At 47.6% G+C, this 20,023-nt stretch carries 22 protein-coding genes; 15 read left to right on the forward strand and 7 right to left on the reverse strand.

The genetic code is table 11. The features are described from left to right. Complete coding sequence (locus tag ACQCVH_RS03610; protein WP_426834491.1) at positions 1-2,340, forward strand: glycoside hydrolase family 31 protein; 2,340 nt, start codon at positions 1-3, stop codon at positions 2,338-2,340. Positions 2,341-2,385: 45 nt separating this feature from the next. Further along, on the forward strand, positions 2,386-3,411 hold the full coding sequence (locus ACQCVH_RS03615; protein WP_224900041.1) for a LacI family DNA-binding transcriptional regulator: 1,026 nt from the start codon (positions 2,386-2,388) through the stop codon (positions 3,409-3,411). 377 nt (positions 3,412-3,788) lie between these two features. Here ACQCVH_RS03615 and ACQCVH_RS03620 read toward each other — a convergent pair whose 3' ends face one another. Next, the gene (locus ACQCVH_RS03620) at positions 3,789-4,661 is read right to left on the reverse strand and encodes an SDR family oxidoreductase (protein WP_426834492.1); all 873 of its coding nucleotides are present in this window, start codon (positions 4,659-4,661) and stop codon (positions 3,789-3,791) included. Positions 4,662-4,764: 103 nt separating this feature from the next. Between ACQCVH_RS03620 and ACQCVH_RS03625 the strand changes: the two genes are divergently transcribed. After that, positions 4,765-5,271, forward strand: coding sequence for a GNAT family N-acetyltransferase (locus tag ACQCVH_RS03625; RefSeq protein WP_426834493.1), 507 nt, complete (start codon positions 4,765-4,767; stop codon positions 5,269-5,271). Between the two features lie 792 nt (positions 5,272-6,063). On the opposite strand, the gene ACQCVH_RS03630 is transcribed toward ACQCVH_RS03625, so the two are convergent. Next, on the reverse strand, positions 6,064-6,555 hold the full coding sequence (locus ACQCVH_RS03630) for a YajQ family cyclic di-GMP-binding protein (RefSeq protein WP_426834494.1): 492 nt from the start codon (positions 6,553-6,555) through the stop codon (positions 6,064-6,066). 186 nt (positions 6,556-6,741) lie between these two features. Here ACQCVH_RS03630 and ACQCVH_RS03635 point away from each other — a divergent pair, with 186 nt between their 5' ends. After that, the gene (locus ACQCVH_RS03635) at positions 6,742-7,605 is read left to right on the forward strand and encodes a CvfB family protein (protein WP_426834495.1); all 864 of its coding nucleotides are present in this window, start codon (positions 6,742-6,744) and stop codon (positions 7,603-7,605) included. A gap of 72 nt (positions 7,606-7,677) precedes the next feature. On the opposite strand, the gene ACQCVH_RS03640 is transcribed toward ACQCVH_RS03635, so the two are convergent. Then, the gene (locus ACQCVH_RS03640; RefSeq protein WP_009794054.1) at positions 7,678-7,809 is read right to left on the reverse strand and encodes a DUF3941 domain-containing protein; all 132 of its coding nucleotides are present in this window, start codon (positions 7,807-7,809) and stop codon (positions 7,678-7,680) included. Between the two features lie 76 nt (positions 7,810-7,885). Beyond that, positions 7,886-8,746 carry a DegV family protein gene (locus tag ACQCVH_RS03645; protein WP_426834496.1) on the reverse strand — a complete coding sequence of 287 codons (861 nt, stop codon included), beginning with the start codon at positions 8,744-8,746 and terminating at the stop codon, positions 7,886-7,888. A gap of 131 nt (positions 8,747-8,877) precedes the next feature. On the opposite strand from ACQCVH_RS03645, the gene ACQCVH_RS03650 reads away from it, so the two are divergent. Together ACQCVH_RS03650 and ACQCVH_RS03655 are read left to right on the forward strand one after the other, a co-directional pair. After that, entirely contained in the window at positions 8,878-9,708 is an 831-nt protein-coding gene (locus ACQCVH_RS03650) for a YitT family protein (protein ID WP_257990248.1), read from the forward strand. 20 nt (positions 9,709-9,728) lie between these two features. Then, positions 9,729-10,487, forward strand: a complete 759-nt coding sequence (locus tag ACQCVH_RS03655; RefSeq protein ID WP_426834497.1) for a BsuPI-related putative proteinase inhibitor — start codon at positions 9,729-9,731, stop codon at positions 10,485-10,487. A 39-nt stretch (positions 10,488-10,526) separates the two neighbouring features. On the opposite strand, the gene ACQCVH_RS03660 is transcribed toward ACQCVH_RS03655, so the two are convergent. The 3 genes from ACQCVH_RS03660 to ACQCVH_RS03670 form a co-directional block, all read right to left on the reverse strand. Beyond that, the gene (locus tag ACQCVH_RS03660; RefSeq protein ID WP_426834498.1) at positions 10,527-10,718 is read right to left on the reverse strand and encodes a DUF3813 domain-containing protein; all 192 of its coding nucleotides are present in this window, start codon (positions 10,716-10,718) and stop codon (positions 10,527-10,529) included. A gap of 2 nt (positions 10,719-10,720) precedes the next feature. Beyond that, positions 10,721-10,873, reverse strand: coding sequence for a hypothetical protein (locus tag ACQCVH_RS03665; protein ID WP_009794059.1), 153 nt, complete (start codon positions 10,871-10,873; stop codon positions 10,721-10,723). Positions 10,874-11,002: 129 nt separating this feature from the next. Continuing rightward, positions 11,003-11,824, reverse strand: coding sequence for a Cof-type HAD-IIB family hydrolase (locus ACQCVH_RS03670; protein WP_426834499.1), 822 nt, complete (start codon positions 11,822-11,824; stop codon positions 11,003-11,005). 272 nt (positions 11,825-12,096) lie between these two features. On the opposite strand from ACQCVH_RS03670, the gene ACQCVH_RS03675 reads away from it, so the two are divergent. The 9 genes from ACQCVH_RS03675 (at position 12,097) to ACQCVH_RS03715 (ending at position 19,975) form a co-directional block, all read left to right on the forward strand. Continuing rightward, positions 12,097-12,891, forward strand: coding sequence for a prolyl oligopeptidase family serine peptidase (locus ACQCVH_RS03675; protein ID WP_426834500.1), 795 nt, complete (start codon positions 12,097-12,099; stop codon positions 12,889-12,891). 70 nt (positions 12,892-12,961) lie between these two features. Then, entirely contained in the window at positions 12,962-13,270 is a 309-nt protein-coding gene (locus tag ACQCVH_RS03680) for a metal-sulfur cluster assembly factor (RefSeq protein WP_148975789.1), read from the forward strand. A 1-nt stretch (position 13,271) separates the two neighbouring features. Next, the gene (locus ACQCVH_RS03685) at positions 13,272-13,610 is read left to right on the forward strand and encodes a DsrE family protein (RefSeq protein WP_426834501.1); all 339 of its coding nucleotides are present in this window, start codon (positions 13,272-13,274) and stop codon (positions 13,608-13,610) included. Between the two features lie 79 nt (positions 13,611-13,689). Then, the gene (locus tag ACQCVH_RS03690; protein ID WP_426834502.1) at positions 13,690-14,955 is read left to right on the forward strand and encodes a molybdopterin molybdotransferase MoeA; all 1,266 of its coding nucleotides are present in this window, start codon (positions 13,690-13,692) and stop codon (positions 14,953-14,955) included. Next, positions 14,949-15,464 carry a molybdopterin-guanine dinucleotide biosynthesis protein B gene (gene mobB, locus ACQCVH_RS03695; protein ID WP_426834503.1) on the forward strand — a complete coding sequence of 172 codons (516 nt, stop codon included), beginning with the start codon at positions 14,949-14,951 and terminating at the stop codon, positions 15,462-15,464. The genes ACQCVH_RS03690 and mobB overlap by 7 nt, the downstream gene beginning before the upstream one ends. Positions 15,465-15,668: 204 nt before the next feature. Next, positions 15,669-16,700 (forward strand): N-acetyl-gamma-glutamyl-phosphate reductase, encoded by a 1,032-nt coding sequence (gene argC / locus ACQCVH_RS03700; RefSeq protein ID WP_426834504.1) that lies wholly within the window; start codon positions 15,669-15,671, stop codon positions 16,698-16,700. Positions 16,701-16,806: 106 nt separating this feature from the next. After that, complete coding sequence (gene argJ / locus ACQCVH_RS03705; RefSeq protein ID WP_426834505.1) at positions 16,807-18,039, forward strand: bifunctional ornithine acetyltransferase/N-acetylglutamate synthase; 1,233 nt, start codon at positions 16,807-16,809, stop codon at positions 18,037-18,039. Between the two features lie 11 nt (positions 18,040-18,050). After that, entirely contained in the window at positions 18,051-18,821 is a 771-nt protein-coding gene (argB, locus tag ACQCVH_RS03710) for an acetylglutamate kinase (protein ID WP_426834506.1), read from the forward strand. After that, complete coding sequence (locus tag ACQCVH_RS03715) at positions 18,818-19,975, forward strand: acetylornithine transaminase (RefSeq protein ID WP_426834507.1); 1,158 nt, start codon at positions 18,818-18,820, stop codon at positions 19,973-19,975. The genes argB and ACQCVH_RS03715 overlap by 4 nt, the downstream gene beginning before the upstream one ends. The last annotated feature ends 48 nt before the right edge of the window (positions 19,976-20,023 follow it).

A 20,023-nucleotide genomic window follows, 5' to 3' on the forward strand; every position in this document is an offset into this window, starting at 1 on the left:
ATGGATGATACAAGCTTTGCCATACATCCAGGAAAGAGCAGAAAGATTGAAAACAGTGATTACCAGGAAGCAGGAGATGTGCTTGCTATAGAAGAATGCAGGAATGGCTTGAAGGTCCGGACTGAAACAGGGGAACTCAGGATTGTATTCAATACAGAAGAAATCGTCCGCATCACAATGAACTTTTTTGGGGAAGCGGATGCAGGAACAAGCCCTGCCGTCATTGGTGAGTTGCAGGAAGTAGAGCTCAAGCATAGTGAATCAGGAGATCAGGCAGAGGTAAAGACTTCTTGCCTGACTGTCAAATTGACCAAATGCCCTCTTCGGATTACGGTGGCGGATGCAGCCGGCAGGATTTTAGCCGGGGAAGATCAAAAAGGGATGGGCTATAAGCATTCTAAAGAAGTCATCTGCTTTAAGAACATGGAGGAGAGCGATCAATTTTACGGCTTTGGTGAGAAAACGGGCTTCCTTAATAAAAGAGGGGAAAAGCTGGTTATGTGGAATAGTGATGTATATGCACCGCATAATCCAGAAACAGACCCGCTCTATCAGTCCATTCCTTTTTTTCTCACCTTGAGGGAAGGGAAAGCCCATGGCATATTCTTCGATAATACTTTCCGGGCAGAGTTTGATATGCGCGGAGAAGAGTTTTATTCCTTTTCGGCCGATGGCGGCCAGCTTGATTATTATATCATGGCTGGCCCTTCACCAAAGGATGTTATCCGTCAATACACATCGCTGACAGGCAGGATGCCATTGCCGGCCAAGTGGGCGATCGGCTACCATCAGTCGCGGTACAGTTATGAAAGCCAGCAGGAAGTGATGGAGCTGGCGGCGGCTTTTAAAGAAAAAGGCATCCCGCTGGATAGCATTCATCTGGATATCCACTATATGGATGAATACAGGGTTTTTACATTTGACCGGAACAAATTCCCGGATCCCGGGAAAATGGTCAGTGATCTGAAGGAAATGGGCATACGCATTGTTCCGATAGTTGACCCGGGTGTGAAGGAAGACCCGGAATATAAGGTCTATAAACAGGGCATCCAGGAAGACCTTTTCTGCAAATACCTGGAAGGCAATGTATATTACGGAGACGTCTGGCCAGGAAATAGTGCATTCCCTGATTTCACAAGCAAAAATGTGCGCGACTGGTGGGGAAGCCTTCACTCGTACTATACAGAGCTTGGGATTGAAGGCATCTGGAATGACATGAATGAACCGGCGGTCTTCAATGAAAGTAAAACAATGGATTTGAAAGTCATGCATGATAACGATGGAAATCCCCGGACACATAAGGAGCTTCATAATCTTTACGGCCTCCTGATGGGGAAATCGACATATGAAGGCATGAAGAGCCATTTGAAGGGGAAGCGGCCATTCCTGCTTACGCGTGCAGGATATTCCGGTGTCCAGAGGTATGCGGCCGTATGGACAGGGGATAACCGGAGCTTTTGGGAGCATCTGCAGATGTCGCTGCCAATGGTTATGAATCTTGGCGTCTCGGGTATTCCTTTCTCAGGTCCGGATGTAGGCGGCTTCGCCCATGATTCTAATGGGGAGCTTCTCACGAGATGGACACAGGCAGGTGCATTCACCCCATTTTTCAGGAATCACAGCGTGCTCGGGTCAGCAAGGCAGGAGCCTTGGGCATTCGGGGAAAAATATGAAGCTATCATCAAAAAATACATTGAGCTCCGGCATACATGGATGCCCCATCTTTATTCTTTATTTGCCGAGGCTCATAAAGAGGGCACTCCTGTCATGAGGCCATTATTCCTCGAATTCCCGGAGGACGCACATACCTGGAATCTTTCTGATCAATTCATGATCGGCGATAATGTCATCATTGCCCCGATTATGCAGCCGGGCACCTCCCACAGGGCCGTCTATCTGCCTGAAGGCATGTGGGTAGACTATTGGACTGGCAGCATCTATGAAGGGGAAAAGCATCACTTGATCAAAGCACCTTTGGAAACGCTGCCGATTTTTATCAAAAAAGGGACAATGGCTGCCCACGGGGAAGCAGGTGCAGCTGGTCCCCTTACACTTCATCTTTATTATGAAGAAGGAGCTGAATGCTCCTATACCCTGTATGAAGATGATGGGGAAACCTTCGCATATGAAGAAGGAGAATACAGGGAAATCTGCTTTAAAGTGAAGTGTGAGGAAGGGACGGTATATCTGCACTCAACAGGCGCAGGTAATTTTGTGCCTGGCTGGAGCACAGTCCAGCTTGCCGTGCACAGCAGAGAAGATGTCCGGTTAAAGAAAGGAAGCAGCACGCTGCTCCCTGAAAAAATTGAGGAAGGCCGCCATTATTTTATACTTTCATAGATAGAAATAGCAGCGGTGTACTCTTATGGATAAGGGGGGAAGGGAATGGCCGTTACCATAAAAGACGTGGCGAAACTGGCGAATGTGGCCCCTTCTACAGTTTCCCGCGTAATTGCGAACAGCCCGCGGATTAGTGAAAAAACGAAGCAAAAGGTCAGAAAAGCAATGGATAAATTGGGATATCATCCGAATTTCATCGCCAGGAGCCTTGCCAGCCAGTCCACACAGGCAATCGGACTAATTATGCCAAGCTCCACTGACGTCGTATTCCAGAATCCATTTTTCCCGACTGTTCTGAGGGGCATAAGCGAGGGTGCCCATGAAAAGCATTATGCCCTTCATATGACGACAGGCAAAACAGATGAAGAGATTTATAACGGAGTTGTCCAGATGGTGCAGGGAGGCAGGGTGGATGGGGTCGTCCTTCTGTATTCAAAGATTGAAGATAAGGTCCTGTCATTTTTACAGGATGGACATTATCCGTTCACCGTCATTGGAAAACCGTTCCGTGATGTAGAGGAAATCACACATGTTGACAACGACAATTTCAGGGCTGCGAAAGAAGCAACCGACTATTTAATTGAGCTGGGGCATACCCATATTGCCTTTGTCGGCGGGGATTTGAATCTGGTTGTCACCGTTGAGCGCCTGCTGGGCTATGAAAAGGCTCTAAGAGCTGCGGACATTGAGCTGGACAACGATTACGTCATCCATGAAGAATTCCTTAAGGAAGGCGGCCAGGAGGCAGTAAGGGAGCTTCTATCGCTTGAAAAGCCCCCCACAGCCCTGGTGGTAGCTGACGATCTTATGGCGCTCGGTGTCCTTAATACATTGGATGAGATGGGCATATCCGTGCCTGATGATATCTCTATCATCAGCTTTAATAATGTCCTTCTGTCAGAAATGTCACGGCCTCCGCTGACGTCAGTCGACATCAATATCTTCGATCTCGGATACCAGGCTGCCAAAAGCCTGATACAGATGGTGGAAGATCCGAAAGAGCCGACCAAAAGGATCATCATTCCTCATCAGATTATTAAAAGGCATTCCTGCAGTGTTACTGCAAAATAAGATTTAAAAGCTGTCTCCCGGCAAACTGCCGGGAGCAGTTTTTTTTTGGTTCAGGAGACGGTGATGCTATTGAGGGTGGGTGTTAGGATTTCGATAAAAAAATGCGTATTTCGATAATAAAATTTTGATTTCGATAATATAATCTTGATTTCGATAATATTAATCTTTTTCCGATAATAAAAGGCCAGCCGGAAGTTGTGCTTCCGGCTGGCATGATTGATCTGCAATTGTTTTTATAAAGGTGTAGCGCCCTCCGCTTGTCCAGCTCCGCCTCCTGGGTGCTCGAGTCATAAGCCACTCCTGGATTAAAGGCAAAGAACGCCTTTTATCCAGGAGCGTCTTATGCTTGTCGCACCTGAACAGTCGCCTCCGCTTTTCTATCCATTAACAACCTTCCCGCCGTTGATGTGGAGCATTTGGCCGGATACGTAGGATGAGTCGTCGCTGGCAAGGTATACGTAGCCTGGTGCCAGTTCGTACGGCTGGCCGGCTCTGCCGAGCGGTGTGTCAGTTCCGAATTTGGCGACATCTTCCTCCGTGAAGGTGGAAGGAATGAGCGGTGTCCAGATTGGGCCTGGTGCGACGGCGTTGACCCTGATCCCTGAATCAGCCAGGTTTGTGGACAGGGAGCGGGTGAATGTGACGATCGCACCTTTTGTGGAAGAATAGTCAATCAGCTTAGGATGTCCTGCATACGCTGTGATGGAAGCCGTATTGATGATAGAGCTTCCTTTGTCAAGATGCGGCAGTACAGCCTTTGTCAGGTGGAACATAGAGAAAATGTTTGTCCTGAATGTCTTTTCAAGCTGTTCTGTGCTGATATCGAGCAGGCTCGTCTGCGGATGCTGCTCACCGGCATTATTGACAAGGATGTTTACTTTCCCGAACTCATCCAGCGTCTTGGAAACAACTTCCTTTGCAAAACTTTCATCTCCAAGGTCGCCGGCAAGCAGAAGGCATTTACGGCCGGCTGCTTCTACTTCCTGTTTCGTTTCCTTTGCATCTTCAGTTTCTTCCAGATAAACAACAGCGACATCAGCACCTTCTTTTGCATAATAAATAGCTACGGATTTGCCGATTCCGCTGTCTCCTCCAGTGACAATGGCTACTTTGCCTTCAAGCTTTCCTGAACCTTTATAATTTGGGTCGATATAAGAAGGCTCAGGTGTCATTTTATCCTCTACCCCTGGCTGCTGGTTCTGGTGCTGAGGGGTGAATCCGTTCTGATTATTGTTCTGTTCGTTCGCCATTGTGAAAAACCTCCATTTTTTAATAGATATTAGGTGTATTCCATGCTAGTATGTGTTAAAAACATGGAAAAAATTTCTTGTGCCAAAAGGAGAGGTCATAATTATGGTAACGATCAGGCGGGGCAGGCAGGAGGATGCTGAGAAGCTGCTTCTGCATACACGGCAAATTTTGCAGGAAACCGGGAATATGCTGACTAAGCCTGAGGAATTTCAGGTAACCGTTGAAGAAGAGAGAGAATGGATCATTGATCATGAACGTCCTGGGAATCTGCTTTTAACAGCCTGGAGCGGAGAAGAGCTTGCGGGTGTTTTGAACTTTTCCCGAAAAACACACAAAAAAGTCAGCCACATCGGAATGTTCGGCATATCCATTAAAGAAAAATATTGCAATCAAGGTATCGGGAAGCAGCTGATCGGCATCTGCCTGGAATGGGCGAAAGCAGAGCCGGGCATTGAAAAAGTATGCCTGGAGGTGTTCTCACATAATGAACGGGGCATTCATTTATATAAAAAAATGGGATTCCAGGAGGAAGGCAGAAGGATCAGGCATGTGAAGAACTCTGATGGCTCTTATTCTGATGAGCTTTTGATGTATGTGTTTGTAAAATAAAATTAAAATCCCCGGCATGCCTCTGGCATCCGGGGATTTTAAATAAGAAAGCGCCTTCCGCTTTGCCCGTCTTAAGCTTGAGGCCCACAGGATGTGGGTCATGCGGACGTTGCCACAGGACGTGGCGTTCTTAGTCCGCGTTCCTTTATCGAGCAAGGCTTTTCCGCATTTCATTTGACCGGCTCCAGCGGCTAGAGCCTCGAGTCATAAGCCACGGCAGAATTAAAGGCAAAGAACGCCTTTTATTCTGCCGCGTCTTATGCTTGTCGGCTCTGGGCAAGCCGCTTCCGCACTTCGATTTGTCCAGCTCCAAAGCCTAGGCCCTCGAGTCTAAAGCCAATCAGATCAGAAGGTTAAAGAACAACCTTCCGCTCTGCTCGTCTTAAGCTTGTCAGGCCTGAGCAAGGCTTTTCCGCTTTTCTATTGTCCAGCTCCAAAGCCTAGGCCCTCGAGTCTTAAGCCAATCAGATCAGAAGGTTAAAGAACAACCTTCCGCTCTGCTCGTCTTAAGCTTGTCGGGCCTGAGCAAGGCTTTTCCGCTTTTCTATTGTCCAGCTCCAAAGCCTAGGCCCTCGAGTCTTAAGCCAATCAGATCAGAGGGTTAAAGAACAACCTTCCGCTCTGCTCGTCTTAAGCTTGTCGGGCCTGAGCAAGGCTTTTCCGCTTTTCTATTGTCCAGCTCCAAAGCCTAGGCCCTCGAGTCTTAAGCCAATCAGATCAGAGGGTTAAAGAACAACCTTCCGCTCTGCTCGTCTTAAGCTTGTCGGGCCTGAGCAAGGCTTTTCCGCTTTTCTATCGATAGTTTATAAACTGCACATCGACTGTCAGGTCGGCTTCTCTTACAGCTGCTATTACCTGCTGCAGGTCGTCCCTGTTTTTTCCTGTTACACGGACCTGGTCGTCCTGAACCTGGCTCTTTACTTTCAGGCCGCTGTTTTTGATGAGGGTGTTGATTTTCTTTGCGTTTTCTTTATCGATCCCCTGCATAAGCTTTGCGCGCTGCCTCACTGTACCGCCGGAAGCGGCTTCCACTTTTCCATAATCAAGGTTCTTGATGGGAATCCCGCGTTTGATCATTTTGCTTAGCAGTACATCCTTCAGCTGATCCAGCTTATATTCATCATCAGAAACCAGGACAAGCTCTTCCTTATCAAGGGTAACATCACTTTTGCTGCCCTTGAAATCGTAGCGGGTCTTGATTTCTTTCATTGCAATATTGATTGCATTTGTCACTTCAGATAAATCTACTTTGGATACAATATCAAATGAGCTTTCTTTAGACATGGCTAGACCTCCGTCAATTTCTTATATTTAGCCGGCTGTTTCAAAGCAGGGCCGGATCATTTCCTGCGTCCGGCGGCTCCTGTTTTCGAAACCGTTTTACCTTATTCGTTTATTATAGTAAAATATAGCAGTTCAAACAACTTTCAGATTGTCAGCAGACAATAAAGCCATTGAGGAGGAAATTACATGCCTTTGGCAGACTATATCGGACAAGTCACAACTTTAACCGTATCAAGAAAATCATCTTTCGGTTATTTTCTGACAGACGGTGACGAAGATGTTCTATTGCATATAAATGAAGCGGCAAAAGAGTATGAGGTGGATGAAAAAGTTGAAGTGTTCCTTTATACAGATTCAAGGGAACGCATCTCGGCAACTGATACCCTTCCGGAGATCCGGGTGGGTGTGTATGGCTGGGCAAAGGTCAGTGATGTAAGGGAAGATCTTGGCGTGTTTATTGATATCGGGATCCAAAAGGAAATGCTTCTCGGCCAGGAAGATCTGCCTCTGCATCTGTCAGTCTGGCCGCAAAAGGGCGATCTTCTCTATATCACCCTCCGTGTTAATAGAAATAACCGGGTGTACGTGAAGCATGCGAAGGACCCGATTATCGAGGAAATTTCCATTAAAGCCACGCGGAAAGACTTTAACAAGAACGTCCATGGACATATCTACAGGACAGCCAAAGTAGGGAGCTGGGCATATACGGCAGAAGGATTCAAGGGTTTTATCCATGAGTCGCAGAGGAAGGCAGAGCCCCGCCTTGGTGAAAAAATAGAGGGGCGGATCATAGATGTAAAGGAAGACGGAACAGTCAATATCTCCCTTTTGCCGCGGAAAGAAGAAGCGCTTGACGCTGATTCCCAGAAAGTCCTTTCCTATCTGGAAGAGCGGAACGGTTCTATGCCTTATGGAGACAAAAGCATGGCAAATGAAATCCAGGAACGCTTCCAAATGAGCAAATCTTCATTCAAGCGTGCTCTTGGCAGACTAATGAAGGAAGGAAAGGTCTATCAGGAGGACGGCTGGACATATATAAAGCAATCGTAGAAAAAAAGCAAGCGCCGGGCGCTTGCTTTTTTCTGTTCCGGGAAAGCCATCAATAAAGAACCCTGGTGCTGCTTAAAGATGATCCGTTTTTTTCGAGTATTGATGCTTCCCGGCTTTTCTGTTTTTCTCGCGCATCATATTTTTCTCATGCCTCAAGGCATTATTGTCCTGTGCTTTTTTATCATTGTCTGAAGTGTGCGGCATAGAAAAAAACCTCCTTTTTTCCGGCTTGGTCGCCGTCGGTTTTAGTGTCTGCCGCAATCAGAAGGAGTATGTAGGATTATGATGCTATTTCATTTAAAAAGAAGAGTGCGATGGTGCCGGCACCGGTGTGCGATCCTATAGCTGCTCCGATGTCTGATATCAATACTTCCTTGGGGCCAAGCTCTTCGATCAGCATCGCCTTGACCTCCTCCGCTGTCTCAAGATTGTCTGCATGGCTGATGGCTATCGTCTGCCCGGAAAAGCCTTTGCCGCGTTCTTTGGCGACCTCGATCATACGGCGCAGAACCTTCTTTTTTCCCCGGATCTTTTCAATGGGGACAAGCTTCCCATCCTCTACATGAAGGAGCGGCTTGATATTCAGCAGGCCGCCGAGAAAAGCGGAAGCCTTGGAAACACGGCCGCCTTTGGCAAGATGATCCAGATCTTCGACAGTGAAAAGATGCTCCATATGACGGCTCCGGAAAAGGATATCCTTTTCGATATCTTCCATGGATGCACCTTCGGCAGAAAGCCTTGCCGCTTCTTTTACGATCAATCCGGCTCCAAGGGATGCGCATTTTGTGTCTATAATGGACAAGCTAAGGTCAGGATATTCTTCTTTTACCTGATCCCGCACCATGGCCGCTGTTTGGTATGTACCGGAAAGCTGAGAAGAAAATGCGATATAGATGCCTTCCCGTCCGCTCTTGGCAAGCTCCCTGAACTCCTTTTCAAAGTCCACAGGGGATACCTGGGAGGTTTTCGGGATCTGCCCGCTTCTGATGCTATCATAAACTTTCTTTGGGTCGATTGTAATCAAATCTTTGTATTCCTGCCCATCCAATAGAACCTGCAGAGGAAAGAGCAGGACATCATTGTCCTTGAAAAACTGCAAGGATAAATCACTTGCACTGTCAGCCATGATTTTTACTGACATATAGGTCACCTGCTTTCAGCACGTTAATATGCTTTTAGTTTATAGAATCAAGGGAAAAAATACAATGAAATGTGTTGAAAAAACACAATATAGGGTAAAGATACATCAAGTGTGTTTTAAGGGGGTTCGCTATGATTTTATTAGAAACGAAGAAATTTGTTGTGGTGCTTATAGGCGCCATTCTCAATGCCATTGCGATGAACTTTTTCCTGATCCCGGCCAATGTTTATGCCAGCGGATTCACCGGTGTGGCGCAGCTGCTTTCCAGCATTCTGGGGGGCGTTGCTTCAACAGGTATTTTATTGTTCATCCTGAATATACCTGTAACGATCCTTGCGTGGAAAAAGGTGGGCAGGTCTTTTACTGTCTACAGCTTTTTAAGCGTTTTCCTTATGTCTCTGTTCCTGGAGATCATTCCCGTGATTCATGTATCAGAAGATATTCTTCTGAATGCCGTCTTTGGAGGAGTCATTGCGGCTGTTGGCGTAGGGATGACACTCAAGTGGGGGGCATCCACTGGAGGAATGGATATCGTTGCGATGCTTTTATCAAGGATGAAAGACCGTCCGGTGGGTACATACTTCTTTACTTTGAACGCTATCATCATCATTACTGCAGGTTTTCTTTACGGCTGGGAAAAAGCTTTGTATACGCTTGTGACGCTTTATGCTTCTACAAGGGTGATCGATGCGATCCATACAAGGCATGAGAAGCTGACGGCCATGATTGTTACGAAAAAATCCGCTGAGCTGAAGCAGGCCATACACGATAAGATGGTACGCGGCATTACGACCATTCCCGCCAAAGGCGCTTTTACCAATGAAAATAAAGAAATGATGATTATCGTCATCACCCGCTATGAGCTTTTTGACCTTGAAAGGATCATAAAGGATGTCGATCCTTATGCGTTCACCAATATTGTAGAAACAGCAGGAATATTCGGCTTCTTCAGGAAAGAATAATCGAAAAAGGAGGTATTGGCATGTTAAGGATTGCAGCAGTCTTGTTCATAATCTTTGCTTCACTTCCGATGGATGGATCTGCCGCCAGTGCGGAAGGCGGCCCTGAAGTTTCGTTAAGCCTCAATCCCGGTCCGGAATCGGCTGAAATCAAAGTGGGGCTTATCAACAGTTCTGATCAGACACAGACCTATGAGTTTCCGACCTCACAAAGATATGATCTGATCATCCGCGATAAGTACGGGGAAACTGTTTATGATGCGGCGGCAGGAAAGTCTTTTCTGCAGGCCATACAGTACCTGAAGCTGGATCCTGGGGAATATATCTTCTGGACGGACTCCTGGGACTATAAGACTGCAGCTGGAAGGGTCGAGGAAGGAGCCTATTCAGTTGAGGTGACCATCCCGATCAAACAGAAAGGTGTGACCCACGCAGCAGTAGTGCTGAGGGAAAAAGCCGTGCTTGATGTCCCAGAGGAGAACCCTGCCTTCAGAAAAGTGGAGATAAGCGGGGAGAACGGTAATTACGAGGTGAAAGGAGAAGCAAGGGCAAAAACAGGGAAGTTTTACTATACAGCCGAAGACGGCCATCAGGTGCTTGCGGGGGAGGCAGTCAGCCCTTCTGTTTCAAAATATCCTGAGTGGTCGCCTTTCCACCTGAAAATAAACATACCGGAAAAATCCTTGCCCGAAAACGGCACAGTCATCCTCAGCCTGTACGAAAAGGATAAGAAGGACAGGATCATCCATGCCTACGCCGCCGTACTGGAAAATTTCCGGTGAAAAAAAGAGCATGCCCGTCTGCGGGCATGCTCTTATCTGTCAGCGGCCAGCAAGCTGGTCAAGCTGGTCCTGCAGCTCGCGAAGCTGCTCCTGTTCAGCCCTTGTGGAGTTGGCATAGGCTGAATGGAGTGCGTTTTTAGCCTTCGCAATCGTCTGCTGCTGTTCAGATGGCCCTGCTTGTGAAGCCATCTCGACAAATCTCTGCGCTTCCTGATAAAGCCTGTTTCCCATCGCTAAATTCCTCCAAGAGAAGATTCCTGTACATTCGCCATCTTCCTCGCTTCAGCTTCAGCATATGTGGTGTGATAAGGTATGCGGGAATCATGCTTGCTTACAGTATCTGCACCTTGCTGTACAAAGCGTTTCGATTTGTTGCGTTTGCCCATTCGGATCCCCTCCTAAGGAAATATGAAACAGCTCTGCTGCCTCTCTGTTATTATGCGCCAGGGCATGTTTATTTAGAGGAGGGAACAAGAGGAAAAGCCCCGCCGGTCAGCGGCAGGGCTCATGTTTCCTTATTTCATTGCGTTCAGGCCCAGGAGATCATTCAGATAAACACCGATTCCATCCTGCTCGTTAGTAAGCGTCATTTCATTGGCGACATTTTTCACTACATCGATGGCATTGCCCATGGCAATACCGCGTCCGGCATATTCCAGCATCTCCAGATCATTATCTTCGTCCCCGAAAGCAATAATTCTTTCAGGCGGGATCTGGAAGTAATCGGAGGCTTTCTTCAGCCCGACCGCTTTGTTCAAGCCGGATTTTACAATCTCGATGACATGCCATGGAGCAGCCCACCGCCTGTGGTCGATAACCTCGGCATGAACCTCGGATAAATGGTTCCGAATGGTTTTGACTTGTTCCTCATCGGTATGAATCAGCATACTGGTCGGCGAATCTGTGAGAAATCTCCTTAAATCCCCAGTGGTTATATCAGGGTCTCCCATGCCAAAAACGTCGAGCAGCTTTTCATCGTGATGGTGGAAGTATACCTCATCAATCACTTCTGCAATGATATTGTGAAATGAAAAGCCGCTGCAGGCTTCCACAATTTCCTTTGCCACTTTTATATCCATTGGCGTATGGTATACCCCCCAGTCCCTGTCCTTAGGATGGTGGATAAAGGCGCCGTTAAAGTTAACAATAGGAGTATCCAGGCCCATTTCATGATAATACATCTGGCTTGATCTGAAAGGCCTTCCGGTAGCAATCATGACAACATGCCCCGCCTCCCGGGCTTTTTGGATCACATGCTTTGTTTTTGCGGAAATGGTTTTATCGTCTTTTAATAAGGTTCCATCTAAGTCCAATGCAATTAAATGTTTTTCTGCCATAAAGTCTCCTTCTTATTTCTGTATTAGGATAATCTCAGTGTAAAGCTTTAGGCAAATAAATGTCAGCATGCTACACTAAAGATATAGAAAGAATTTACATAAGGAAAATCAGGGGAGCAGTTTATTCCGGAAAGTCCGGGAGTCTGCCCGGCCCTAGCCGTTTCCTGTATGTGTATTTACCACTATCGTAACAATTTAATATTTATTTTGTAAAAAAAATCGCTTTTTTAAAGAAAAAATGTTCATTTTTATGTAAATGCGGGGGGAAGACCATGATTATTATTGAAAATAGAAAAGTGGAAGGCATTCCTGTACTGCATCTTGCAGACAAAGAGAAGTTCAATGAGCAGCTGCCCTTCATTGTATTTGTACATGGTTTTACAAGTGCGAAAGAGCATAATCTTCATTATGCCTATCTGCTCGCCGAGAAAGGTTTTCGTGTTGTCCTGCCCGAGGCCCTCTACCATGGGGAAAGAAGCACAGGCCTGTCCGGAAATGATCTGAACGTGAAATTCTGGGAAATTGTTCTCACTGAGATAGAAGAGCTGAATGTAATCAAAAATGCGTTTGCATCAGAGGGCCTGATTGATGAAGAAAAGATAGGGCTTGCCGGAACCTCGATGGGCGGTATTGTCACCATGGGTGCCCTGACGCGTTATGATTGGATTAAAACGGCAGTAAGCTTGATGGGGATGCCTTATTATGAAAAGTTTGCCCTCTGGCAGATCGATGAGCTGAAGAAGCACGGAATTGATCTTCCTTTTAAAGAAGAGGAACTGGCCGGGCTGCTTCAAAAACTGAAAGAGCTGGATATCAGCCAGCAGCCTGAAAAGCTTGCAGGGAGGCCGATATTGTTCTGGCACGGAAAGCAAGACCAGGTTGTCCCTTATCACTATACTTATCATTTTTATGAATCGATTAGAACAAACTATAAAGAGATGCCCGAAAAACTTGTCTTTCTGACGGATGAGAATGCAGGGCATAAGGTGTCAAGAGAAGGACTGCTCAAAACGGTTGAGTGGTTTGAAACATATTTAGCTGAAGGACCATTCGGCTTGGAGTCATAAGTTTTTTCAAGAGCGCGGCTTTTTGTTATCATAGAATCAGCATAATAATAACTGCTAAGGAGTGATTAGCATGGATCAGGAATTAAAAGACAGCATCATGGGTGCCCTTGAGCTTGTAGTCGACCCTGAACTTGGTGTAGATATAGTCAATCTGGGACTGGTATATGATGTGAAAATGGAGGAAGAAGGAACGGCTGTAGTCGATATGACGCTTACTTCCATGGGCTGCCCGCTTGCCGGAACGATTGTTGACCAGGTAAAGGCCGCTCTTTCAGATATACCTGAAGTGAAAAATACAGAAGTGAACATTGTTTGGAGCCCGCCATGGACAAAGGATAAAATGTCCCGCTACGCCAAGATAGCTCTGGGCGTACAATAAGATGAAAAACAAGGTTATACTGGTCAGCTCCGATCAGCTGGGCAAGGGAGATGCAGAGCTTGGCTCAGGTGTACTTGAAACCTTCTTTACCGTATTGAAGCAGCAGAAGGAGCTTCCTGCCGCAGTCTTTTTCATGAATAGCGGCGTATATGCCCTGACAGGGGAATCATTTGTTTCGGTTCATGCAAAAGAGCTGGAGGAAAAAGGAGTCGGCATCTTTGCATGCAAGACATGCGTGGATCACTATGGTGTCGGAGACAAGCTGTATGCCGGGAAAATCAGCGGCATGGCCCATTTTGTCGAGCTTGCCGCCAGCCATGAGGTTCTGACAATTTCTTAAATAGAAAGCGGAGAAAACAGCAGGATATCCTGCTGTTTTTTAGCACTTTCAAAAATGGATACATAAGGAGTGGAAAGGCATGGTCGAAAGGAGAAAGCCTATCCCGGTGAGGGAGGCAATCGATAAGATACTGCAGATGGATTTTACCGGGGAAACTGAATGGGTCCCAATCAATGAAAGCTATGGGCGCTATCTTGCTGAAGATTTAAAGGCAGCCAATGATGTACCCCATTTTGATCGTTCCCCGTATGACGGATTTGCAGTCAGGGCTGTGGATACAGAAGGTGCCTCAAGCAGCAGTCCTGTGGAATTCGAGGTTGTGGACCATATAGGGGCAGGCTATGTGGCGAAGGTGCAGGTGGGAGCATACCAGGCTGCAAGAATCATGACCGGCGCCCAAATGCCCGCAGAATGCGATGCAGTCGTTATGCTGGAGCTTGCCAGGGCAGAGGAGCGGGACGGTAAAAATTATATGAGCATCAAACGATCCTTTAAAGCAGGCGATAATGTTTCTTTTCGGGGGGAGGATGCAAAAGAAGGGGATACCCTGCTCAGAAAAGGGAAAAAAATCAATCCAGGTGTGATCGCCATGCTGGCCACCTTTGGCTGCAGCTCAGTACCTGTTGCCAAAAAGCCTGCCATTGGGCTCTTTGCAACGGGTACCGAGCTGCTTGATGTGGATGAAGCGCTTGAACCGGGCCGGATCAGAAACAGCAACTCCCATATGGTGATGGCGCAGATTGAGCGCTCGGGCGCCGCCTGTGAATACTATGGGAAGCTGCCGGACGATTTTGATACCTGCTTTACAGCAATAGAGGCGGCCCTTGAAAAAACCGATATACTGGTCACTACGGGTGGTGTGTCGGTAGGGGATTATGACTATTTGCCGGCGATATACAAAAAGCTTGGAGCTGAAGTGCTTTTTAACAAGGTGGCCATGCGCCCTGGCAGTGTCACAACTGTAGCCCGCCTTGGCGGAAAGCTGTTATTCGGCCTGTCAGGCAATCCGTCGGCCTGCTATGTGGGCTTCGAGCTGTTCGTGAGGCCGGTGATCCGGGGAATGCTATATACAGATAAAATTCACCTGCGGATGGTGCAGGCTGCTCTTGGGGAAGACTTCCCGAAGCCGAATCCATTTACACGGTTTGTGCGGAGCAGGCTGGAATACGAAAATGGCAGGCTCATCTCAGTGCCAAGCGGAGTGGATAAATCAAATATTGTCATGAGCCTTGCGGGAGCAGATGCTCTTATGGTGCTTCCCGGCGGTACTAGAGGATATCAAAAGGGCGATGAAGCAGATGTGCTGCTGCTCGAGGATGACCAGGGAAGCAGCCAGCCATGGTAGAACCCGTCGTTTTTCAGATTGCGGGCTTCAAGAACAGCGGGAAGACAACGCTTGTCCAGGCGGTGATCAGAGAGCTGCAAAAGCAAGGTTATGCAGCCGTAACGATCAAACATCATGGACATGGGGGGAAACCGGATGTACTTGAGGATAAGGATACCTCTTTGCATATGAGAGCTGGTGCGCTGGCCAGCCTTGCAGAAGGGGAGGGCAGCATCCTGATTCAGGCTGACAAGCTGAATTGGCCGCTGGAGCGGCTTATTCAGCTGATGACTGCTTTCGGGCCGGACATCATCCTTATTGAGGGATATAAAAAAGAGTGCTATCCGAAAGCTGTAATCGCCCGTAACCTGGAGGAGGCGGAAAAATTGTCCCGTCTGGACAATGTCCATGCAGCCATAACCCCCCTCCTGCCTGAAGATGCTCATCCCTATTTTGGGAAGAATCCTGTTTGGGCATCTTCTGAGGCAGCAGAAAAATTGGCTGCTTACATTATCAGTCTTTTGCAATAGATTTGTTGAACAGCCATCCTGCGGGGTGGCTTTTTTTATCAAACACAAGGATAGTTTGCATGTTCATTCAAGAAATTGAATATTTAAATAAAAAATAGCATGTTTATGGTTGATTTTGTTCTGCTAAGTTTCTATAATAAGAGAAACATTATACATATTTATTAATATATTTGATTAAATATACAGCAAAGAAAGGGGGAGCCCATGAAGGCATCCATTATCGGTACAACAGGATACGGCGGGGCAGAGCTTCTCCGCATTTTACAGCACCATCCTTATTTCCAGATTCAATCCATACACTCTACCAGGGGGGAAGCGCCTGTTTCCGATGAATATCCGCATCTGCTTGAGATAAACAGGCAAACTTTAGAGGGAATTGATATAGAGAAGATTTCAGAGCAATCTGACGTGGTCTTCCTGGCTGCTCCTTCAGGTGCATCAGGCCAGCTTGCCGGCCAGTTTGCAGGAAGGGATATTAAAGTCATCGATCTGTCCGGGGATTTAAGGCTGCCGGAGGATCAGTATATAACCTGGTACAAGAAAGATCCAGCAGACGTTTCTGTGATTGAGGAATCTGTATATGGCCTGAGCGAGTGGAACAGAGAGAAGATCGAGGGGGCAGATATCATCGCCAATCCCGGATGCTATCCGACAGCAGCCTTGCTGGGCCTTGCTCCGGCGCTCTTAGGAGGGCTCATAAAGCCTCATGGCATCATTATCGATGCAAAGTCAGGCATCTCGGGTGCCGGCCGCTCGCCTTCAAAAGGGACCATGTTTGCGGAAATGAGCGAAAACTTCAAAATTTATAAAGTGAATGAGCATCAGCATACACCGGAAATTGAACAGCAGCTCAAGCTGTGGAATAAAGATACATCACCAATCACTTTCAGTACCCACTTGATCCCGGCAGTACGGGGAATCATGGCAACCATGTATGGTGAACTGGAGGAAGGCATTACAGCAGAAGAAGCAGCCAGCGCATACCGGGAAGCTTATGAAGCTGCTCCGTTTGTAAGGGTAAGAGCACCCGGCAATTTCCCTGCTACCAAGGAGGTAACAGGCAGCAATTATTGTGATATCGGACTGAGCGCAGATAAGCGGACAGGAAGGCTGACCATAGTAGCAGTCATTGATAACCTGATGAAAGGGGCTGCCGGCCAGGCTGTCCAGAATGCCAATCTGATGTTCGGTTTTCCGGAAAAGTCGGGACTTGAATTCATACCAATATATCCATAAAAGCAGGCTGTCCTGCTCAAACTTATTGATTTTAGCATGTTGCACTGTTCAGGTACTGGTGCCGCTGCACCGTGTTATTCAATAGAAAATTCCAAGGAGGTAAACCATGCAAGCATTGTCACAAGAAAGTGCTGTAAGGGAGATTCCGGATGGCAGCATTATCAGTCCGAAGGGTTATAAAGCTGCAGGTGTACACGCAGGCCTCAGATACAGCAAAAAGGATGTTGGTGCCATAACCAGCACAGTCCCGGCAAGCAGTGCAGCTGTTTATACAACTAGCCTTTTCCAGGCAGCCCCTTTGAAGGTAACCCAGGAAAGCCTGGCAGCAGGAGGGATGCTGCAGGCGGTGATTGTGAACAGTGCCTGTGCTAATGCCTGTACCGGGCAGCAGGGATATAAAGATGCGCTTGAAATGAGGAAGCTGGCAGCAGGGAAATTCGGACTGGAGGAATGTTCGGTCGCGGTTGCTTCCACTGGCGTGATTGGCGAGTATCTGCAAATGGAGAAGATCCAGGCGGGAATAGCAGCGCTTGAGCCAGGAAATGGAGCAGAGAGTGCAGAGGACTTCCAGACAGCCATACTAACGACCGATACAGTCATGAAAAACTGTGCCTATGAAGCAGAAATTGACGGTGTTCCAATCCGAATGGGCGGAGCAGCCAAAGGCTCAGGCATGATTCATCCCAATATGGCCACTATGCTTGGATTTGTCACAACCGATGCCTGCATCTCACCGTCAGTCCTTCAGAAGGCATTGAAGGGGGTCACGGACAGTACCTTTAACCAGATCACGGTTGATGGTGATACCTCTACAAATGATATGGTCCTGGTTATGGCCAACGGACTTGCCGGGAATGAGCCTCTGTCTCCGGAGCATCCTGAATGGGATGTGTTCCTTGGCCTCCTGGGGTCCTGCTGTGAGAGTCTGGCAAAGCAGATTGCCAAGGACGGCGAAGGGGCGACCAAGCTGATCGAGGCGGAAGTTGCCGGTGCTGTTTCTGATCAGGAGGGGGCCGCAGCAGCAAAGCAGATCGTAGGATCTAATCTTGTTAAGACTGCAGTATATGGAGCGGATGCAAACTGGGGCAGAATCATCGGGGCCCTCGGACAGAGCAATATCAGCCTGAATCCTGAAAATGTGGATATCTGGATCGGTCCGATATGCATGCTGAAAAACAGTGAGCCGCAAGCATTTTCGGAGGAAGAGGCAAATGATTATCTCCAGCAGGAAACTATAAAGATTTCGGTCGACCTTCATCATGGAAAAGGCCGGGGAAAAGCGTGGGGCTGTGATCTTTCCTATGATTACGTCAAAATCAATGCGAGCTATCGCACTTAAGGGGGGCACGGATGAGTTTAATTGTCATTAAATGCGGAGGCAGTATTTTAGACAGGCTGACAAGCGATTTTTTTGATAGCCTTAAGAATCTGAGTGTCCAGGGGTATCAGTTGATTTTTGTTCATGGAGGCGGTCCGGAGATTAATGATTTGCTGAGGCTTAAAAGCATAAAGTCCCAATTTGTCCAGGGGCTGAGAAAAACGGATAAAGGAACCCTTGAAGCAGCTGAAATGGTCCTTTCCGGACAATCCAACAGGAAATTGGCCGCTCTGCTTCAGGAGAATGGGTTCAATGCTCTTGGTGTGAATGGGCCGGACGGTATCCTCCACGGTGACTTCGTTGATAAGGATAGGCTGGGCTTTGTCGGCAGAATTGATCATGTTTCTGCGGAACTGCTGCAGCTTCTACTGGAAAACGGGTACCTTCCAGTTCTCACCCCTTTAGCTAAAACGAAGGATGGCCAGAAGCTGAATGTCAATGCAGACTATGCAGCTGCTGCAGTTGCCCTTGCCCTGAATGCGGACCAATGCCTGTTTGTGACTGATGTTGAAGGCATTAAGGCAGAAGGGGCTTTGATAGACAGACTGGAAGATGAAAAGGCAGCAGCCTATATCCAGGATGGAACAATCTCAGGCGGCATGATCCCCAAGGTGGAATCAGCCCTTGCAGCCATCCGGCAGGGTGTGAAAAGCGTCCGGATCATTTCAGGTGTGAAGCCATTTTATACAGGCGGTGCCTGGAGCGGAACACAAATCAATTGCAAAGAGAGGACAATGGCATGAGTAATCTGTTTCCTGTATACCAGCGCTGGGAAATACAGCCGGCAGAAGCAAACGGGTCCACTATTATCGACAAAAACGGAAAAGAATATCTGGATTTCACGTCAGGGATCGGCGTATGCAATCTTGGACATCGTCCCGAGGCGGTAGAAGCAGCTGTCAAGGAACAGCTCGGAAACTTCTGGCATGTTTCAAATCTGTTCGAACAATCAGGCCAGGAGAAAGCAGCCTCTCTGTTATGTGAATATGCCGGGATGGATAGGGCGTATTTTGCCAACAGCGGGGCCGAGGCAAATGAAGCAGCCATCAAGCTGGCCCGGAAGGCAACCGGGAAAACGAAAATCATTACATTTCTCAACTCCTTCCATGGCAGGACATTTGCGGCCATGTCAGCTACAGCCCAGGAGAAAATCAAACACGGCTATGGGCCGATGCTTGAAACATTTGTGTATGTTCCGTTCAATGATATAGATGCAGTGAAAAAATCAGCAGATCGAGAAACAGCAGCCGTCATGCTCGAAATGGTGCAGGGAGAGGGCGGCATCCATATAGCAGATAAAGCGTTTGTAAGTGAGCTTGCTGCATTTTGCAAAGAAAAAGGCATTCTCCTGATCATCGATGAGATCCAGACAGGGATTGGCAGGACGGCGAAGCCATTTGCGTATATGCACTTTGATATTCAGCCTGATATGATAACATCGGCAAAAGGACTGGGCAGCGGATTGCCGATAGGTGCCATGCTTGGAAAAGAACATTTGGCAGATGCATTCGGTCCGGGGAGCCACGGATCTACTTTCGGCGGGAACCCGATAGCCATTGCAGCCGCTTCAGCGACTTTAGCGGCAGTCATGAATGACGGATTCGGCACCCGGCTTGAACAGCTGAGCGAAAGCTTCAAGGCTGTCCTGCTGGATAGGCTGGCCGATATTCCCGGGGTGAAGGATATCCGCATTTTCGGAATGATGGCAGGAATCGAACTGGCGACTGAAGCAAACTCTGTCCTTCAGGAGCTGAGGGAAAAAGGTCTGATCGCCCTTCCGGCTGGAACGCATGTCATCAGGCTTCTTCCTCCTTTAACATGCACATTGGATCAGATAGAAAAAGCTGCAGTAATCATTGCAGAAACATTGCGGGCTTCCGCATCAGTCCATTCATAAGAGAAGCAGGTAAATACAGCTGAGAAAGCTGTTTTATTATGATAAATA

It is taken from the genome of Bacillus infantis (genome assembly GCF_050107595.1).
In the GTDB taxonomy this organism is placed as follows: Bacteria; Bacillota; Bacilli; order Bacillales; family Cytobacillaceae; genus Bacillus_AB; species Bacillus_AB infantis_C.

Bases quoted from the DNA above. Each gene is read 5' to 3' on its own strand.
- ACQCVH_RS03610 (WP_426834491.1), top strand. From the start codon at position 1: ATGGATGATACAAGCTTTGCCATACATCCAGGAAAGAGCAGAAAGATT.
- ACQCVH_RS03615 (WP_224900041.1), top strand. From the start codon at position 2,386: ATGGCCGTTACCATAAAAGACGTGGCGAAACTGGCGAATGTGGCCCCT.
- ACQCVH_RS03620 (WP_426834492.1), bottom strand. From the start codon at position 4,661: ATGGCGAACGAACAGAACAATAATCAGAACGGATTCACCCCTCAGCAC.
- ACQCVH_RS03625 (WP_426834493.1), top strand. From the start codon at position 4,765: ATGGTAACGATCAGGCGGGGCAGGCAGGAGGATGCTGAGAAGCTGCTT.
- ACQCVH_RS03630 (WP_426834494.1), bottom strand. From the start codon at position 6,555: ATGTCTAAAGAAAGCTCATTTGATATTGTATCCAAAGTAGATTTATCT.
- ACQCVH_RS03635 (WP_426834495.1), top strand. From the start codon at position 6,742: ATGCCTTTGGCAGACTATATCGGACAAGTCACAACTTTAACCGTATCA.
- ACQCVH_RS03640 (WP_009794054.1), bottom strand. From the start codon at position 7,809: ATGCCGCACACTTCAGACAATGATAAAAAAGCACAGGACAATAATGCC.
- ACQCVH_RS03645 (WP_426834496.1), bottom strand. From the start codon at position 8,746: ATGTCAGTAAAAATCATGGCTGACAGTGCAAGTGATTTATCCTTGCAG.
- ACQCVH_RS03650 (WP_257990248.1), top strand. From the start codon at position 8,878: ATGATTTTATTAGAAACGAAGAAATTTGTTGTGGTGCTTATAGGCGCC.
- ACQCVH_RS03655 (WP_426834497.1), top strand. From the start codon at position 9,729: ATGTTAAGGATTGCAGCAGTCTTGTTCATAATCTTTGCTTCACTTCCG.
- ACQCVH_RS03660 (WP_426834498.1), bottom strand. From the start codon at position 10,718: ATGGGAAACAGGCTTTATCAGGAAGCGCAGAGATTTGTCGAGATGGCT.
- ACQCVH_RS03665 (WP_009794059.1), bottom strand. From the start codon at position 10,873: ATGGGCAAACGCAACAAATCGAAACGCTTTGTACAGCAAGGTGCAGAT.
- ACQCVH_RS03670 (WP_426834499.1), bottom strand. From the start codon at position 11,824: ATGGCAGAAAAACATTTAATTGCATTGGACTTAGATGGAACCTTATTA.
- ACQCVH_RS03675 (WP_426834500.1), top strand. From the start codon at position 12,097: ATGATTATTATTGAAAATAGAAAAGTGGAAGGCATTCCTGTACTGCAT.
- ACQCVH_RS03680 (WP_148975789.1), top strand. From the start codon at position 12,962: ATGGATCAGGAATTAAAAGACAGCATCATGGGTGCCCTTGAGCTTGTA.
- ACQCVH_RS03685 (WP_426834501.1), top strand. From the start codon at position 13,272: ATGAAAAACAAGGTTATACTGGTCAGCTCCGATCAGCTGGGCAAGGGA.
- ACQCVH_RS03690 (WP_426834502.1), top strand. From the start codon at position 13,690: ATGGTCGAAAGGAGAAAGCCTATCCCGGTGAGGGAGGCAATCGATAAG.
- mobB (WP_426834503.1), top strand. From the start codon at position 14,949: ATGGTAGAACCCGTCGTTTTTCAGATTGCGGGCTTCAAGAACAGCGGG.
- argC (WP_426834504.1), top strand. From the start codon at position 15,669: ATGAAGGCATCCATTATCGGTACAACAGGATACGGCGGGGCAGAGCTT.
- argJ (WP_426834505.1), top strand. From the start codon at position 16,807: ATGCAAGCATTGTCACAAGAAAGTGCTGTAAGGGAGATTCCGGATGGC.
- argB (WP_426834506.1), top strand. From the start codon at position 18,051: ATGAGTTTAATTGTCATTAAATGCGGAGGCAGTATTTTAGACAGGCTG.
- ACQCVH_RS03715 (WP_426834507.1), top strand. From the start codon at position 18,818: ATGAGTAATCTGTTTCCTGTATACCAGCGCTGGGAAATACAGCCGGCA.